General features: G+C 67.8%; 13 protein-coding genes. 6 read left to right on the top strand and 7 right to left on the bottom strand.

The features are described from left to right. Positions 1 to 147: 147 nt before the first annotated feature. Both MJQ72_RS26815 and MJQ72_RS26810 read right to left on the bottom strand, forming a co-directional pair. On the bottom strand, positions 148 to 1,155 hold the full coding sequence (locus MJQ72_RS26815) for a LacI family DNA-binding transcriptional regulator (RefSeq protein WP_240593779.1): 1,008 nt from the start codon (positions 1,153 to 1,155) through the stop codon (positions 148 to 150). Between the two features lie 34 nt (positions 1,156 to 1,189). Continuing rightward, a complete protein-coding gene (locus tag MJQ72_RS26810; RefSeq protein ID WP_240593778.1) occupies positions 1,190 to 2,209 on the bottom strand; it encodes a LacI family DNA-binding transcriptional regulator in 1,020 nt (339 codons plus the stop codon). Between the two features lie 284 nt (positions 2,210 to 2,493). Between MJQ72_RS26810 and MJQ72_RS26805 the strand changes: the two genes are divergently transcribed. The 4 genes from MJQ72_RS26805 to MJQ72_RS26790 are packed head-to-tail and all read left to right on the top strand — an operon-like array spanning position 2,494 to position 7,334. Continuing rightward, positions 2,494 to 3,879 (top strand): ABC transporter substrate-binding protein, encoded by a 1,386-nt coding sequence (locus MJQ72_RS26805; RefSeq protein ID WP_240593777.1) that lies wholly within the window; start codon positions 2,494 to 2,496, stop codon positions 3,877 to 3,879. After that, entirely contained in the window at positions 3,876 to 4,841 is a 966-nt protein-coding gene (locus MJQ72_RS26800) for a carbohydrate ABC transporter permease (RefSeq protein WP_240593776.1), read from the top strand. The genes MJQ72_RS26805 and MJQ72_RS26800 overlap by 4 nt, the downstream gene beginning before the upstream one ends. A gap of 2 nt (positions 4,842 to 4,843) precedes the next feature. Further along, the gene (locus tag MJQ72_RS26795; protein ID WP_240593775.1) at positions 4,844 to 5,671 is read left to right on the top strand and encodes a carbohydrate ABC transporter permease; all 828 of its coding nucleotides are present in this window, start codon (positions 4,844 to 4,846) and stop codon (positions 5,669 to 5,671) included. Positions 5,672 to 5,678: 7 nt separating this feature from the next. After that, the gene (locus MJQ72_RS26790) at positions 5,679 to 7,334 is read left to right on the top strand and encodes a glycoside hydrolase family 13 protein (RefSeq protein ID WP_396426879.1); all 1,656 of its coding nucleotides are present in this window, start codon (positions 5,679 to 5,681) and stop codon (positions 7,332 to 7,334) included. Positions 7,335 to 7,812: 478 nt separating this feature from the next. On the opposite strand, the gene MJQ72_RS26785 is transcribed toward MJQ72_RS26790, so the two are convergent. Then, a complete protein-coding gene (locus MJQ72_RS26785) occupies positions 7,813 to 8,481 on the bottom strand; it encodes a DUF6461 domain-containing protein (RefSeq protein ID WP_240593773.1) in 669 nt (222 codons plus the stop codon). A 366-nt stretch (positions 8,482 to 8,847) separates the two neighbouring features. Then, positions 8,848 to 9,732 carry a LysR substrate-binding domain-containing protein gene (locus tag MJQ72_RS26780; protein WP_240593772.1) on the bottom strand — a complete coding sequence of 295 codons (885 nt, stop codon included), beginning with the start codon at positions 9,730 to 9,732 and terminating at the stop codon, positions 8,848 to 8,850. Positions 9,733 to 9,807: 75 nt separating this feature from the next. On the opposite strand from MJQ72_RS26780, the gene MJQ72_RS26775 reads away from it, so the two are divergent. Further along, positions 9,808 to 10,797, top strand: a complete 990-nt coding sequence (locus MJQ72_RS26775; RefSeq protein ID WP_240593771.1) for an alpha/beta fold hydrolase — start codon at positions 9,808 to 9,810, stop codon at positions 10,795 to 10,797. A gap of 184 nt (positions 10,798 to 10,981) precedes the next feature. Here the strand turns inward: MJQ72_RS26775 and MJQ72_RS26770 are convergent, their stop codons facing one another. From MJQ72_RS26770 to MJQ72_RS44920, 3 genes are all read right to left on the bottom strand, one after another. Beyond that, positions 10,982 to 11,974 carry a hypothetical protein gene (locus MJQ72_RS26770; RefSeq protein WP_240593770.1) on the bottom strand — a complete coding sequence of 331 codons (993 nt, stop codon included), beginning with the start codon at positions 11,972 to 11,974 and terminating at the stop codon, positions 10,982 to 10,984. Positions 11,975 to 12,039: 65 nt separating this feature from the next. After that, entirely contained in the window at positions 12,040 to 12,480 is a 441-nt protein-coding gene (locus MJQ72_RS26765) for a hypothetical protein (RefSeq protein WP_240593769.1), read from the bottom strand. 87 nt (positions 12,481 to 12,567) lie between these two features. Further along, the gene (locus MJQ72_RS44920) at positions 12,568 to 14,019 is read right to left on the bottom strand and encodes a serine/threonine-protein kinase (RefSeq protein WP_315860754.1); all 1,452 of its coding nucleotides are present in this window, start codon (positions 14,017 to 14,019) and stop codon (positions 12,568 to 12,570) included. A 264-nt stretch (positions 14,020 to 14,283) separates the two neighbouring features. On the opposite strand from MJQ72_RS44920, the gene MJQ72_RS26755 reads away from it, so the two are divergent. Next, a complete protein-coding gene (locus MJQ72_RS26755; RefSeq protein ID WP_240593768.1) occupies positions 14,284 to 14,715 on the top strand; it encodes a hypothetical protein in 432 nt (143 codons plus the stop codon). Positions 14,716 to 14,774: the final 59 nt, after the last annotated feature.

Genomic DNA, 14,774 nt, shown 5'->3' with positions numbered 1-14,774 from the left:
GCATATGACTGCTCCTTTGCAGGGCGACCGTCCGCGAGCACGAACAGTCGGACAATCGATTGGTAGATCGATCTATCGATCACTGACGGTGGTGATAGATCGATCTAGCAGATGTGCGCACTATTACAGACAGCTCGGGTGGCGCTGTCAAGAGGGCTTGTGGCATCCGCATGACCGGCGCACGACGAGTTCGGGTTGTGTCCAGGTCACCACTGACGGAGCGGCCGGCAGTTCCATGCGCTGGAGCAGAATCTCGGCTGCCTGACGGCCCAGTGCGTGGGCGTGCGTGTCCACCGTGGTCAGCGGTGGTTGCCACAACGCGGCGCTGCTGATGTTGTCGTACCCGATGACCGGCAGGTCGGCCATTCCTTGGTCATGGAGCGCCCGGGACAGGCCGAAGGCGACATTGTCGCTGTGGCACAGGATTCCGTCCGGGAGTTCGTCGAGTTCGAGCAGCCGTCGCCCCAATGAGAGGCCGCCCGGGCCGCTGGTCTCACCCGGCAGGTCGATCACGTCCGCCTCGTGCAGCCCGGCGTCGGCCGCTGCCTGACGTAATCCGGTGAGCCTGTCGTGCCGTGACACCATCGTCACGGGACCGCCGATGTAGGCGAGCTTGCGGCAGCCGTGTCCGACGAGGTGTTCACCGGCGAGTTGCCCGCCGCGCACGTCGTCCGCGCCGATGTAGGTCGCGTGCCCGTCCTTGAGGTATCTGGTCATCAGGATGTGGCCGATGCCCCAGGTGGTCAATCGATCCAGCAGCACCGAGTCGGAGCCGGTGGCGGGTACGACGGCCAGTCCGGCGACCTGGTGCTCCCGCAGCATGGTGAGCACTTCGTCCTGCCGCTTCGGATCGTCGCTCGTGCTGGCGACCAAGGGCATGAACCCGGATTCCAGCAGTGCCGCTTCCAGTCCCTTGAAGAGTTCGCCGAAGAAGGGGTTCGTGATGTTGGTGATCACCACGCCGACGAAGGGTGCGCGCTGAGTGCGTAACGACGCGGCGACACGGTCGTAGACGTAGCCCAGCTCGGCCATGGTGTCCATGACGCGTTGCCGTGTCTCGTCCGAGACCCGTCCGGTTCCTCGCAGGACGAGTGATGCCGTCGCTCGGGACACCCCCGCGCGCGCGGCCACGTCCCGTAAGGTCACCCGCGCCATGTGTTCACTCTAGACCGGTACTGCGGCGAGCCGCTCAGGTGCGTGGCGGTGCCGTGCTGCCGCGGATGACGAGCTGGGTCGGTACCACGACGTCGTGGTCCGTCCGGTCGCCGCGGAGGATGTCCATGAGCATCCGTCCGGCGAGTTCGCCCTGCTGCCGGACGGGCTGGCGGACGGTGGTGAGGTCGGTCAGTTCGGCCAGGGGATGGTCGTCGATGCCGATCACGGAGATGTCGTCGGGGACGCGCAGCCCGGAGCGGCGCAGGGTACGGACGGCGCCGAGGGCGACCTCGTCGGAGTGGGCGTAGACGGCGGTGGGGGGCTGAGGCTGGCTGAGCAGCTTCGCCATCGCGTCCGCTCCTTCGGCGCCACCCCAGTCGACGGTGACGACGAGACGCTCGTCGAACGGGATCCCCGCCTCGCGCAAGGCCGCGTGATAGGCGTTGGAGCGGCCGGAGGGTTGCTCGTCGTCCGGTTGGTCGGGGTCGACCGCGGCGATCATGGCGATGCGGCGGTGTCCCAGGAAAAGCAGGTGGTCCATGGCCTGGCGGCCGGCGGTCTCGTCGTCGATGGACACGTTCGGGTACGGCGCGTGCTGCCCGCCCGCGGCGATGATGGTGACGCCCATGAGTGACAGCCGGCGTTGTTCTTCTTCTTCGACAGGGAAGGCAAGGACGACGACGGCGTCGACCTTGCGCCTGGCGGGCAGGCGGTGGAAGAAGTCGTGGCGGTCGTCGATACCGCCGACGTGGTACAGCAGCACGTCCAGGTCGGCGGCGCGCAGCACCGATTCCAAGCCCTCGAGGAGTGCGCCGAAGTACCAGCGGGAGAGGTGCGGGACGACCACCGCGACCCGGCCGGTGGCGCCGCCGGCCAGGCGCGACGCCTCGGGCGACACGACGTAGGACAGTTCTTCCGCGATCGCGAGAACGCGGCGCCGGGTCGCTTCCGCGACGCCGCTCTCGTTGTTGAGTGCCCGGGACGCGGTGGCCATCGAGACGCCGGCCGCGCGGGCCACGTCCGCCATGTTGATCTTCGCGAGGTTCTGCGCCATGTCCGGAAGGTTAACCCACTATCGGAAGCGTTTCCATTTTGATGCACGGGCGAGCGAGCTGCTTACTTCTCGTGCGAATGGGTAGGTGAGACGACTTCATCGTAAGTCCATGTAGCGTGCGCGTTACGCGTTCGTTACTTGACAGGCTTGGTGATGGCGCCCACTGTTTCAGCAACGGAAACGCTTCCGATGAGCTGGCCGCCCAGGTCTCGTGGTCGCCGGGAAGCACGCAGAGACTTCGTCTGCCGAGCGTGAACGGCAGCCGCAGGATGCGAGGAGGCATCATGCTGGAGCACCCGTCCCCGGCCCAGCCGGGCACCGCCGTCCGGCGCGTGCGTGGATCGCTGATGGCCGTGGCGGCCACCGCGCTGGTCGCGTTGGCGTCGTGCGGCGCGCCCGGCTCGGGTGCCGGCACACCGGCCGACGCGACGCCGACGGTGGTGAACACCGCTGCCGGCGACACCCCGGCGACGCTGACGCTGTTCTCCGCTGCCGGGCTCCAGGCCTACGAGCAGGGCCTGGCCGACGCCTTCCACGCCAAGTACCCGAAGATCACGGTGAAGCTGCGGGTCGAGGCGGACACCAACTTCAACACCGTGCTGCCGAGGTTGCTCGCCTCCGACTCGCCGCCGGACATCGTGCAGCCCTACGACCTCCTCGGCGGTGTCAAGGACAATCTGCTCACCGATCTCGACGCCTACGACAAGGCCTACGGCTGGAGCGAGAAGGTCCCCGCATCCGCACTGGCCCCCGGCCGGGTGTCGAACGGGGTGATCGGCTCCGGTCCGCTGTACCAGGCCGGTGGCTCGGCCGGACCGCTGACCGGCGTCTTCTACAACAGGGACCTGGCCGCCCGGATCGGCATGACGGCCCCGCCGTCGAGCATCGGCGAACTCGAAACCCTTTTGGACAAGGCGAAGAACGCCGGGATCACCCCGATCGTCGCCTCCAATCAGGACGGTCTCGTCGGCCACCTGTACAACCTGCTGCTCGGCGACTACCTCGGTGCCCAGGCGCTCAGCGACCTCGTGCACCACAAACCGGGCGCCACCCTGGATTCCCCGGCGGCGGTGAAAGCCACGGAGACCCTGCGGAAGTGGGTCCGGGCCGGATACTTCGATGCCGACGTCAACGCCCTCAACCAGGAGGCGTCGTACGGCAGGTTCACCGGCGGCAAGGGCCTGTTCTTCTTCCAGGGCAGCTGGATCGTGCAGACCCTCGACAAGAACTTCGAGGGCAGGTACGGGGTGTTCCCGATGCCACCGGCCGACATGGGCGGGAAGTACGCCGGGATGACCAGCAACACGCTCGCGTTCTCCATCGCCGCCCGTAGCAAGCAGAAGGACGCCGCCGCCTTGTTCCTGGACTTCCTCACCACGCCGGAAGCGGCGAAGGTCGCGGTCGGCAACGGATATGCCGCGCTCCTGTCTGGCCCGGCAGGCAAACCGGCGCCGTCACTGTCGGCGAATCTGACCGACCAGATCCAGACCGGTTACGCGGCCATCGCCGCCGACAACGGTTTCGACAGCTGGCTGCAGAACTCCGCACCCGCCGTCGACACGAAGCTCACCCAGCAGCTCCAGCTGCTGATGTCCGGCAAGGTCGAGCCGGCCGCGATGGTCAAGACCCTTCAGGCTACCTACGCCGACGCCCTCAAGAGTGGCAAATGACGACCATGCAACCGGCGAAACCACACGACCTCCTCCCCGTCGGAAACCGGAACGCCGGCAGCCGGGAAAAGGTCACCGCCGCCAGAATCCGGCGCCCGTTCCGGGGCACGCGGTGGACGGGCTGGCTCTTCGCCCTGCCGGCACTGGCCTTCTACGGCGTCTTCAGCTTCCGCCCGGTACTGATGTCGATCCAGTACTCCTTCTACGACTGGGACGGCGTCGGAGCCTCCACGTGGGTCGGTCTGGACAACTACGTCGAGGTGTTCACCGACCCCGAGCAGATTTCCTCCCTGGCACACGCCTTCTATCTGATCCTGTTCTTCACCGTCCTGCCGGTGGGCTTGGCGCTGCTCACCGCGTCCGTCCTGCGTGACCTCCGTGGCCGGTTCACCGGTGCGGTGGCGCGGACGCTGCTCTTCCTGCCACAGATCATCCCGGGCGCCGCCGCCGGTGTGGCCTGGACGTGGATGTACTCCGACAACGGCGTGGTCAACCAGGTGCTGCGCGCCGTCGGTCTCGGCTCACTGGCCCGTTCCTGGCTGGCCGACTTCTCCTGGTCGCTGACCGCGGTCGGCTTCATCGGCACCTGGCTGTCCACCGGGTTGTGCACGATGCTGCTGCTGGCCGGGATCGGCAGGATCGACGGAAGCCTGTACGAGGCCGCGCGCATCGACGGTGCCGGACCGCTCCGCCAGTTCCGTGCGGTCACCCTTCCCGGGCTGCGCAACGAGATCGGTGTCTGCGTCACCATCACGATCATCGCCGCGCTGGCCAGTTTCGACGTCGTGTACCTCTCCACCCAAGGCGGTCCTGGCACGCAAACGATGGTCCCGGGCGTCGCGGTCTACAACCTCGCCTTCAACGACAGCCGCCTCGGCGCGGCGTCCGCGCTCGCCGTCGTCCTCAGCCTGATCGTGATCGCCGTCATCGCGCCCCTCCAGCGCCTGTTCCGGGAGAAGTAGGCATGCCCGCACAGACCATGAGCCGACGCGCGCCCGGAGTCATCCTCATCGCGGGAGCCGCGCTCTACTCGGTCGTCCCGCTGCTGAGCATGGTCAGCGCGGCGCTCTCGCCACAAGGCACGTTCCCCAGCGGTTTGAGCTGGCCCACCGACCCGCAATGGCACAACTTCGTCGACGCCTGGAACGTCGCCAACATCACGACACTGCTGCGGTCCAGCACGCTGATCGTGCTCGGCGTGGTCCCGGCGGCGGTGCTCATCTCGACGATGGCCGCGTACGCGATCGTCATCCTGAAGATCCCGCTCGGCCGCGTCTTCTACACGGTGCTCGTCCTGACCCTGACCCTGCCGTACGAGATCGTCATCGTGCCGCTCTATGAACAGAACAAGGAAATGGGACTGCTGGGCTCCCAGTGGTCGTTGATCCTGCCGCTGATCGGACTGAACATGCCCTTCGCGATCTTCTGGATGCGGGCCCACTTCGCCAACGTCCCGCGGGAATTGACGGAAGCCGCCGGCATCGACGGCGCGGGCTCCTGGCGCGCACTGGTCCACATCCACCTGCCGCTCGCCCGGCCCGCGATCGCGTCCCTGTGCCTGCTGATGTTCCTGTCCACCTGGAACCAGTTCCTGCTCGCGCTCGTGCTCATCGACGATCCGGAGCAACGCACCATGGCCGGCGCGCTGCAGGCCTTCACCACCAAGTACAGCACCGACCAGGTCCTGCTGAACGCCGGAGCCCTGCTGATCATGACCCCCACGATCATCGTGTTCCTCTTCCTGCAACGCCATTTCGTCAAGGCCCTGCTGCAGGGTGCGGTCAAAGGCTAAGTACACAATGGACATTCCTGAACGGAGAAACGTGGTCGACGCGAACGAATCCTGGTGGCGCAACGCGGTGATCTACCAGGTGTACATCCGTAGTTTCGCCGACGGGAACGGCGACGGGGTCGGCGATGTCACCGGCTTGCGCTCCCGCCTGCGATACCTGGCCGACCTCGGGGTCGACGCGATCTGGATCAATCCCTGGTACCCCTCGCCGCTGGCCGACGGCGGATACGACGTCTCCGACTTCCGCGACGTCCACCCCGTCTACGGCACTCTCGGCGAAGCCGAACAGCTGATCGCCGAGGCCCACGAAGCCGGCCTGCGCGTGATCCTGGACATCGTCCCCAACCACACCTCCGACCAGCACCCCTGGTTCCAGCAGGCGCTGGCCGCGGGACCCGGCTCCCCGGAACGGGAGCGGTACGTGTTCCGCGAGGGCAGGGGCCCGGACGGTTCCCTGCCTCCCAACGACTGGCACGCGGCCTTCGGCGGTCCCACCTGGACCCGGACCGAGGACGGCCAGTGGTACCTGCACCTGTTCGCGCCCGCCCAGCCCGATCTCAACTGGGACAACCCCGCCGTCCGTGACGAATTCGAGTCGATCCTGCGGTTCTGGTTCGACCGCGGCGTCGACGGCTTCCGCATCGACGTGGCCCACGGCATGGTCAAAGACCCCGCGCTACCCGATCTGGGCATGTCGGAATTCTCCGTGCTGGCCGCGGAGGGCCAAGAAGACCATCCACACTGGGACCGTGAGGGTGTCCACGACATCTTCCGCGGTTGGCGGGCCATCGCGGACGACTACCCCGGCGGCCGCGTCTTCGTGGCCGAGGCGCACGTTCGCCCCGGACGGCTGGCCGCCTACCTGCGCAAGGACGAACTGCACACGGCGTTCAACTTCGACTTCCTCAAATGCCCCTTGGAGTCCACCGAACTGAGAAAGGTCATCGACCGCAGCATCACCGATCTCGCCACCGTCGGCGCCCCCGCGACGTGGGTGCTGTCCAATCACGACGAGACCCGGCACGTCACCCGCTACGGCCGCGTCTACACCGGGGTGACCACCCCGATGCGGGACCAAGGCCACCCGTCCGACCACGTCCTCGGCACACGCCGCGCCCGAGCCGCCGCCCTGCTGACGCTGGCCCTGCCCGGCGGCGCCTACATCTACCAAGGCGAAGAACTCGGCCTCCCCGAGGTCGAAGACCTACCCGAAACCGCTCTCCAGGATCCCACCTGGGAACGCTCCGGCCACACCCTCCGCGGCCGGGACGGCTGCCGAGTCCCACTGCCGTGGAGCGGTGACGCACCACCCTTCGGTTTCGGGGAACCCGGAACCACCCCGTGGCTTCCGCAACCCCGGGACTGGAAGTCCTACACCGTCGACAGCAACCAGGCCGACCCCGCCTCCATGCTCCACCTGTACCGCGCGGCACTGCGCCTGCGCAGGACGAACGCCGCGTTGAGAACCGAGGATTTCCGCTGGCACGACGGCCCGGACGGCACTCTCCTCTTCGAACGAGGCGATGGACTGCTGTGCATGATCAACCTGTCCTACCGGCCTGTCCCGCTCCCAGGCGGCTGCAGCCCTCTGCTGGTGTCCGGGCCGCTCGACGGCGACGGGTCGCTGCCACCGGACACGGCGGCCTGGCTGCAGCGGTGCTGATACGGACGCGGAGCAGGGAGGTCACGACACTAGTAGGAGCGCGGTGAGTCGGCGGAGCCGAAATAGGTGTCTGTGAGCCAACCGCGGTAGCGCGGTCCGGGATCTACCGTTTTCCCGCCGAAGTCGGCCAGTACCACCGCGGTCCGGATGGCGGTGGGCCCAGCGCCGCGATGGCGACGGTCAGCGTGGTCAGCAGCGACCGTGTTCGGCGCATCACGATCTCCCGGGTTCCGAGGGTTGATCCAAACAGCGCCGGGGTCCGCGGGAACAAGGCCGTCGCACGCGGATACGTAGTTCTGACGATACGGCCAGAGGGCGGGCGCGGGGCTTTCGTCCAAGACTGACAAGAAAGACCGTCTGGAAGTGGTCCCTGCATGATGGGCCCGTAGATCGACTGAGGGCAGCGGTCACTGCTGACCCTGTTCACCACTGTCGTGAGGCAGGACGAAGAAGGGGTTTCTTGTCGTTCTGGCCGGGCTCAGCCGCGGTCGAAAGCGGGCGGTGGTGGCGCGTAACGGTGGGTTCGATAGGCGGTGGGGAGCGGTCCGGCGACTGTCGCCGGGGTGAGGGTGAATCCATGGTGCTGTCCCAGGATCGTCATCATCGCGATCGCGCAGTCACCGATCGACGCTCCCGAGCCGAATTCCAGAAGACCGGCGTCGGACATCGCGTCATCGAACATGTGGCGGCGGCGCCCTCCACGAGAGTCGTAGGAAGCCCCGCACTCGAAGGCGAAGACGTATTCGCCGCGTGAGAGCCAGGTGACGACCGCGGGCTCGGATTCGTTGGCGGCGATGTAGACGACATCGGTGTCCTTGGCCAGATGGCTGGAGATGCCGTCGACATGGGTCTTCTGCTGAAAATATTCCACGGCGACCGTCCAGTCGCCTGATTCGGCAACGCGGATCCATTGAGGGCCCTCGTCGAACCCTGCGGTGCGCAGTACCGGGTCTGCCAATGCCTGCTTCGCGGTCATCGTTCTGGCTGAGCCGGGGTCGATGTCGAACCCGCGGAACACGTCGGTCACGCTCGTGTGACGGACGAAAGTCAGGGCGCCACCGTCGAGGATGACGCCGTCGGGCGATGTCAACCACGACCAGCCCGCACTCCGAGGATTGCGCTCGCCAGTCGGTGACTCCTTGTTCATCGGCGCTCCTTACGCGGATCTGGTCGCCAAGCGCCGGTCCTGCCGCGTGATCATCGGTGCCGCAAGACTCGCGTGGAAGTTCGACGGCCTGCAGCCTCTCATCTCGGCCGTATCGACGACAGATGCAGGTACGGCGCTCCGGTCCCGATGAGTGATGGCAAGATCGGTCGCTTCGCGGGCCTGGTCGCGGTCTGCGCTGAGTTCGACCTCGTCGCCGTGGGCGGTCCCAGGGCGAGCAGGCTGAGGACGCACCCAGGCGGACGAAGCTCTGCCAATCCGGCGCCGCCGTTTCCGAGCTGGGTGATCAGTCCGGCGTCGGATCCCGCACCGACTGAAGCCTTCGCCACGCCCTGTGGCGCAGCGTCGTCACCGGGTCAGATCCTTCGCGAGCGCGGTGAAGTTGGTCGCTCCGACGGAGCGGTTCGCCTTCGGCAGGGCGATCGCCAGGTCCACCAGCCGGACCAGAGGGCTGACCGGCACGAACACCACCTCGTGCCGGGGCTGGGCGGCCGAGCCGGGCAGGATGCTGACACCGCAGCCCGCCGCGACCAGGCCCACGATCGTCTGAAGTTGCACTGCTTCCTGGGTGACGTTCGGTGTGAAGCCGCCGCGTCTGCACAGTGCGGTGATCTCGTCGTACAGGCCAGGCCCGAGCACGCGTGGGAACAGCACGAACGGCTCGTCGGCGAGGGCGCTGACCGCGAGGCGGCGCCTGCCGGCGAGCCGGTGATCGTTCGGCAGGACCGCCACGAGTGGTTCACGAGAGACGGAGACCAGTTCGAGGTCATCGGCGGGACTGGGCAGGGGCGGGCGCAGCAGACCGAGGTCGAGTGCTGCCACTCGGAGCCGCTCGACCTGCGTGACCGTGGGCAGCACATGAAAGGTCAGGGTCACGTCCGGGTAGCGGGCGCGGAAAGCACGGACGATCGCGGGCAGCGGGTGGGCCACCGCCGACCCGACCATGCCGATCGCCAGCTCGCCGGTCTCCCCGCGCCCCGCCGCCCGCGCCCCGCGTATGGCACTGTCCACCATGGACAGTGCCGTACGGGCGTCGGCCACGAACGCCTCGCCCGCCGGGGTCAGGTGCACCGTCCGGGTGCTGCGCTCGAACAATGTCACGCCCAGCTCGGTCTCGAGAGCCTTGATCTGCTGGGAAAGCGGTGGCTGCGCGATGCCGAGCGCGACGGCCGCCCGGCCGAAGTGCAGGTGGTCGGCGACCGCGACGGCGGCACGCAGGTGTTTGAGATCCATATCGGCACCAGATCAATGGGGGTCGATTATGTACAGAATAGGCGAACCGGTCTCCGGCGGCGGCATCCTGGCGGCATGCTCCGAAGTCTTGTCGTAGCGTTGTTGACCACTGTCATGCCCGCGTCGGCGCCGGATCACCTCGTGCGCGCCGACTGGGACATCCCTGGCGGCGCGGGCACGCTCCACGTTCGTGAAGTGCGGCTCGACTCGGCGAAGCGGGCCCGGCCGGTGATCCTGGTGCACGGCGCGCGGGTGCCCGGCGTCGCGTCGTTCGACCTCCCGGTGGCGGGCGGGTCGCTCGCCGAGGATCTGGCGAGGGAAGGGCGTCGCGTGATCGTCATGGACGCCACCGGTTACGGCGGCTCGACCCGCCCACCTGCCATGACCGAGCCACCCGAGGCGAACCCGCCCGTGGTGACCGGTGAGCAGGCAGTCAAGGACATCGAGGCGGTGGTGCGGTGGTTGCGGTCCGGCCGCGTGGACCTCGTCGGCTGGGCGACCGGCGGGCACTGGGCGGCGTGGTACGCGAGCGAGTACCCGCACCGGGTCGCGAACCTGGTGGTGCACAGCAGTCTCTACGGTGCCACCGTGGGTCACCCGCTGTTCGGCGGACCGCCGCCCTCCGGGGCGTACCGGCTGAGCACGGGAGCCCAGTTGCTGCCCGCGTGGGACTCCAGCATCCCAGTGCCGGACAAGACCGAATGGCGTGACCCGCGCGTCGCTCAGTCCTATGTGGATGCGGCGCTGGCGAGCGATCCCACGTCCGCGGACCGCGAGCCGCCGAGCTTCCGCGCCCCGACGGGCGCCATGGCCGACAGCCACCGGCTGGCGAACGGCACCCAGCTCTGGGACGCACATCGGATCCGCGCGCGGACGCTCGTGCTGCGCGCCGAGTACGACTTCTGGTCGCGGCCTGCCGATCTGACGGCACTGGCCGGGGACCTGACCGCGGCGAGGGAGGTGCGCGCCGTGACACTGGAAGGCGCCACGCACCATGTGCACCTGGACCGGCCCGGGAAAGGCAGGACCCGGTTCATCGAAGAAGTCACCGGCTGGCTGCGGTGACACGGAAGTCCCCTCGGCGGGAGGCGTCTACCCGAGGGGGGTGCGGGTCCACGCTCCGGCGTTCATCAAGGCGAACAGGTCCGCTCCGGTCACGCCCTCTCACGGACCAACCGCGCGGAAGCCGCGACGACCTGCGGCCGTGGCGGTGCGCCCGCAGCGGATTCGGACTTCCGAGGTCACTGGATCAGTCGTAGGACCCGGCGACCGACCTGTGATGGAATCCGCGCCCGTCGACGCCGTCTGCCATGCTCGGCCGCCGGACGGCGAAGTCGCCGTACTCCTGGTGGCCATGGATCTCCGACAGGATCTTCGTCGCCTCGGCTGTGATCGCCTCGCCTGCTTCGAAGAAGTCCCGTCGCAGTTCGGCGGCTTGCTCCGGGATGTAGTTGACGATCGTGTCGGGCGCCGGACTTGCCTGGCCTGTCACGACTTCCGGCTCGGTCAGCTCGCCGATGGCGGACGGAAGGGCGGCCACGGCCTGGAACAGGCCCGCACCCACATTCGTGGGACTTGCCAGGACTGGTCCGACCACGGAGGTGATCGCGCCGATGCGCTTCCACACCTTGTACGAGGGGGTGCCCTTCGGCTTGGCGACCGTCGTGGCCAGGATGGCTTTCAGCGTCACCTCCTCGCCGTCGAGCCAGGACAAGATGTCCTGCTGGATCCGGTCGATGGCGATGTTGGTGGCGCCCAGCAGTTTCGCGAGTTCGTGGACGACCTTGGCGTGGTTCTGCCGGACGCCGTGGAGCGGCTGGTAGAAGTTGCCGAAGAACTCGTCGGCCGCGTCGCCGTTCCAGGCGTCGTCGTGGGTTTTCAGGTCAGCGAAGTCCTCCGGTGGATACCGGGATATCTCCCATGCCTCCGTGAGCAGGCGATGGGTCTCTTGGACGTGGGCGGAGTCCAGCAGCATGATCGGTTCCAGGGTGTCCTTGACTTCCTGGACCACGGCGGCCGCTTTGCCGTCCGCGACGGCACTGACCCACGAAAGGGCCTCTTCGAACTCCTTGCGCGCATCGGTTCCGTCGATCCGGGTCGTCATCAGCCCCGGAGCCCTGACCAGATACTGGCAGCCGCTGCGGCTCTGCGGCGCGAAATTCTTGACCAGGACGTCCTTGTTGAACGGCGGCTCCTTGACCACCTCGGCGGCACCGTCCATCACCAGGACATCGTGGAGCAAATCGGAAAGTCGATCGAGGGAATCAACAAAAGCCTCGTGGCTGGTTACGCCGAACATTTCCGTCCTCACCGGGCCGTCGGCGGGGCCTGCCACTGGCGTCCCGGCGCGGGACCGCGGTCGAGCACCGCCCGGTGGGCCGGATCGGCCATCAGCTTCTTGAACTCGGCCTGCGCGTCGTCGTCGGACTTGGCGTAGGCTTCGGCGGCTTTCACCAGGGCTTCGCCGGCGTCGTGCACGCTGATCGCGGTGACGCGCATCCCTTCCTGCAGTTCCTCCTGAAGCTGCCTCAGGTAGGTGAGGGCCAGCAGGTTCGGGCAGGTTTCGCGCAGAGCCGACAAGCCCTGGCCCGCCTGATGGATCAGTGCGGTGCCGGCGGCGTACTTGATGGCGAAGTCGGGCAGGTGCACTCGCCCCGCGCGGTAGAGCCGGTGCAGGTCGGTACCGAACTGCTTTCCGCCGCCGACCGGTCCTTTTCCGGTGGCCGGCTTGGCCGTCGATGGTGTCACGTTCGTGCTCCCCCTGAAACTCACGGACTGTCAACGCCGCGACGCTAACCGAGGACCGCTCACAGAGCGCTTTCATTCGGCTGACAGTCAACTGCCGCTGGTCAACGCGGTGTTCGCGAGAGGGAGCAGGAGCTGGCGTGCTTTTTCGATGTCGGCCTCGTTGCCCATGTCGAGGCGGTCGCTGGCGAACTTGATGTTGACCAGCGCATGGGCGTCGTGGGCGAGCAGTTCCACGGTCAGTTCGCCGGCCCGGCCGCTGTGCTTCCACCGGCAGCCAGTGCCGACGGTGCTGCCTGAGGCCTGGTAAAAGCCTTCGTTGGACGCTCGGCGCTCGAACTCGCCGGGCGCGTCGTCCACGGCGGAACGGGAGACATAGAAGTGGTTCACGTTGGGCTCGCCGATCCACTCGCAGCTGACCGTGGAGCCGTGTTCGCCGGTGGCCTCGGGATACGGATGCGCCACCGACACGGTGCGCAGCGCGTCCGGGGTGAAGTTGCGGCACCAGCCGGGCATCCGGTCGTAGGAGGCGGCGGGAAGCTCACCCGGTGACCCGAGCTGGATGGCGGTGAACACACCACCGGCCACTACCAGCACCGTGAGCAGGGCCGCGAGAACCCATCTCGTGGCGCGCATTCGTTTCTTCGGAGCCGGAGTTCCGGTGACCAACGCGCGCGCCTGCGCGCGGTGCTGGTCAGCGGCCATCGCGACCGGTGGCGGTAGCCAGCCGAGCGCGGTGGACGCACCCGCGACCGCGTCCAGGATCTGCCGCGGCTCCGGCCGACGTGACGGCGTTTTGTCGAGGCAGGCGCCCAGCAGGGCACGCAACGGCATCGGGACGCCGTCGAGCCGGGGCGTGGCGTGCACGACGTTGTAAAGGATCTGCGGTGTCGAGTTCCCAGCGAACGGCCCGTGGCCGACGGCGGCCATCACCAGCATCGCGCCCAGGGAGAACACGTCGCTGGCCGGCGTGAGGCCGGCACCCAGAGCCTGCTCGGGCGACATGAAACCCGGCGAGCCGATGATCGAGCCCGTCGAGGTCAGTTCGTGATTGCCCTCGATCGCGCGGGCGATGCCGAAGTCGATGACCCTGGGCCCGTCCTCGGCCAGGAGAACGTTGGACGGCTTGAGGTCGCGGTGGATCAGCCCGGCCCGATGGATGTCGGCAAGTGCGGAGGCCAGACCGGCGGTGAGCACGCGCAGCGTATGCACCGGCAGCGGTCCCGCCAGGTCGACCGCCTGCCGCAACGACAGGCCCGGCACGTACACCGAAGCCAGCCAGGGCGCGGCGGCATCGGTGTCCGCGTCCAGTACGGCAGCGGTGTAGGCGCCCGACACCGCCCGAGACACCTCGACCTCGCGGCGGAACCGGGACCGGAAGCCCGGATCGCGCGCAAGGTGCGGGTGGACCAGCTTGACCGCCGCCAGCCGTCCGTCCGGAGCGACACCGAGCCACACCCGCCCCATGCCGCCCTCGCCCAGCGAGCCGACCAGCCTGTACTGGCCGACGGCAACGGGGTCGCCCGCAGCGAGCCTTTCCACAATCCCTCCCCGACGCCGACCGGGCCGTCAATCTAGTCACGCCGTCGTGACCGTCGCAATGTGGCGACGATCCCGTCCGGATGTGCGCGAACTGAAAGCAATCTGTCAGCGGGGCGTCGCTACAGTGCCCGCGAAGTCAGGAAAACACGTCACGGGGGAGAACACATGGGGCACCGGCCGCCGTATCAGTGGTACCCGCATCAGGGAGGTCATCCGCTCGGGTATCCGGCCCCGCCGAGCCCAGCCACCGCCATCGTCGCGGGCGTGCTCACGGTCGTCAACGCTCTCTGGTACCTGGCCGGCGCGGTTGTCACCACGGTACTCCTCGTCGCGTCCGCGCCCATCGCGGCGGAGGAGGTGGCGCTGCTGGTGCTGTACGCCGTGCTGGCCGTGCTGCTCTTGATCGGCGGCATCCTGCTGTTCGCCCGCAAACCAGCCGGGCGCGTGTTGGTGATCATCGGCAGCGGGACGGCGGCCGGATATCTTGTGCTGGCTCCACTGTTGTCCGCCACGGCTGGCCTGCATCTGCACGTGGGGGTCGAACTCGGCGGGTACTACCTCACATTCCTGCTCGCCCTGCTGCCCGCTATCGCCACACTGGTGCTGGCCCTCGTCAAGCCGACCGCGGTCTGGGTGAAATCGGGCGCACACCGGTCGTCGACAATGCCAGGAGCGGCTAAGCTTTCACGATTGTGAGTTACTGCTGCACCGGATCGGGCGACACGTGCTCGTACCAGCGGGCATTTTCGATGGTC

This window comes from Amycolatopsis sp. EV170708-02-1, from assembly GCF_022479115.1.
In the GTDB taxonomy this organism is placed as follows: Bacteria; Actinomycetota; Actinomycetes; order Mycobacteriales; family Pseudonocardiaceae; genus Amycolatopsis.
Note: the sequence above shows the minus strand (reverse complement) of the source record. Positions and strands in the feature narration are given on the sequence as shown.

Coding starts and splice junctions, on each gene's coding strand:
- MJQ72_RS26805 (WP_240593777.1), top strand. CDS start 2,494: ATGCTGGAGCACCCGTCCCCGGCCCAGCCGGGCACCGCCGTCCGGCGC.
- MJQ72_RS26775 (WP_240593771.1), top strand. CDS start 9,808: ATGCTCCGAAGTCTTGTCGTAGCGTTGTTGACCACTGTCATGCCCGCG.
- MJQ72_RS26790 (WP_396426879.1), top strand. CDS start 5,679: ATGGACATTCCTGAACGGAGAAACGTGGTCGACGCGAACGAATCCTGG.
- MJQ72_RS26800 (WP_240593776.1), top strand. CDS start 3,876: ATGACGACCATGCAACCGGCGAAACCACACGACCTCCTCCCCGTCGGA.
- MJQ72_RS26780 (WP_240593772.1), bottom strand. CDS start 9,732: ATGGATCTCAAACACCTGCGTGCCGCCGTCGCGGTCGCCGACCACCTG.
- MJQ72_RS26810 (WP_240593778.1), bottom strand. CDS start 2,209: ATGGCGCAGAACCTCGCGAAGATCAACATGGCGGACGTGGCCCGCGCG.
- MJQ72_RS26795 (WP_240593775.1), top strand. CDS start 4,844: ATGCCCGCACAGACCATGAGCCGACGCGCGCCCGGAGTCATCCTCATC.
- MJQ72_RS26815 (WP_240593779.1), bottom strand. CDS start 1,155: ATGGCGCGGGTGACCTTACGGGACGTGGCCGCGCGCGCGGGGGTGTCC.
- MJQ72_RS26785 (WP_240593773.1), bottom strand. CDS start 8,481: ATGAACAAGGAGTCACCGACTGGCGAGCGCAATCCTCGGAGTGCGGGC.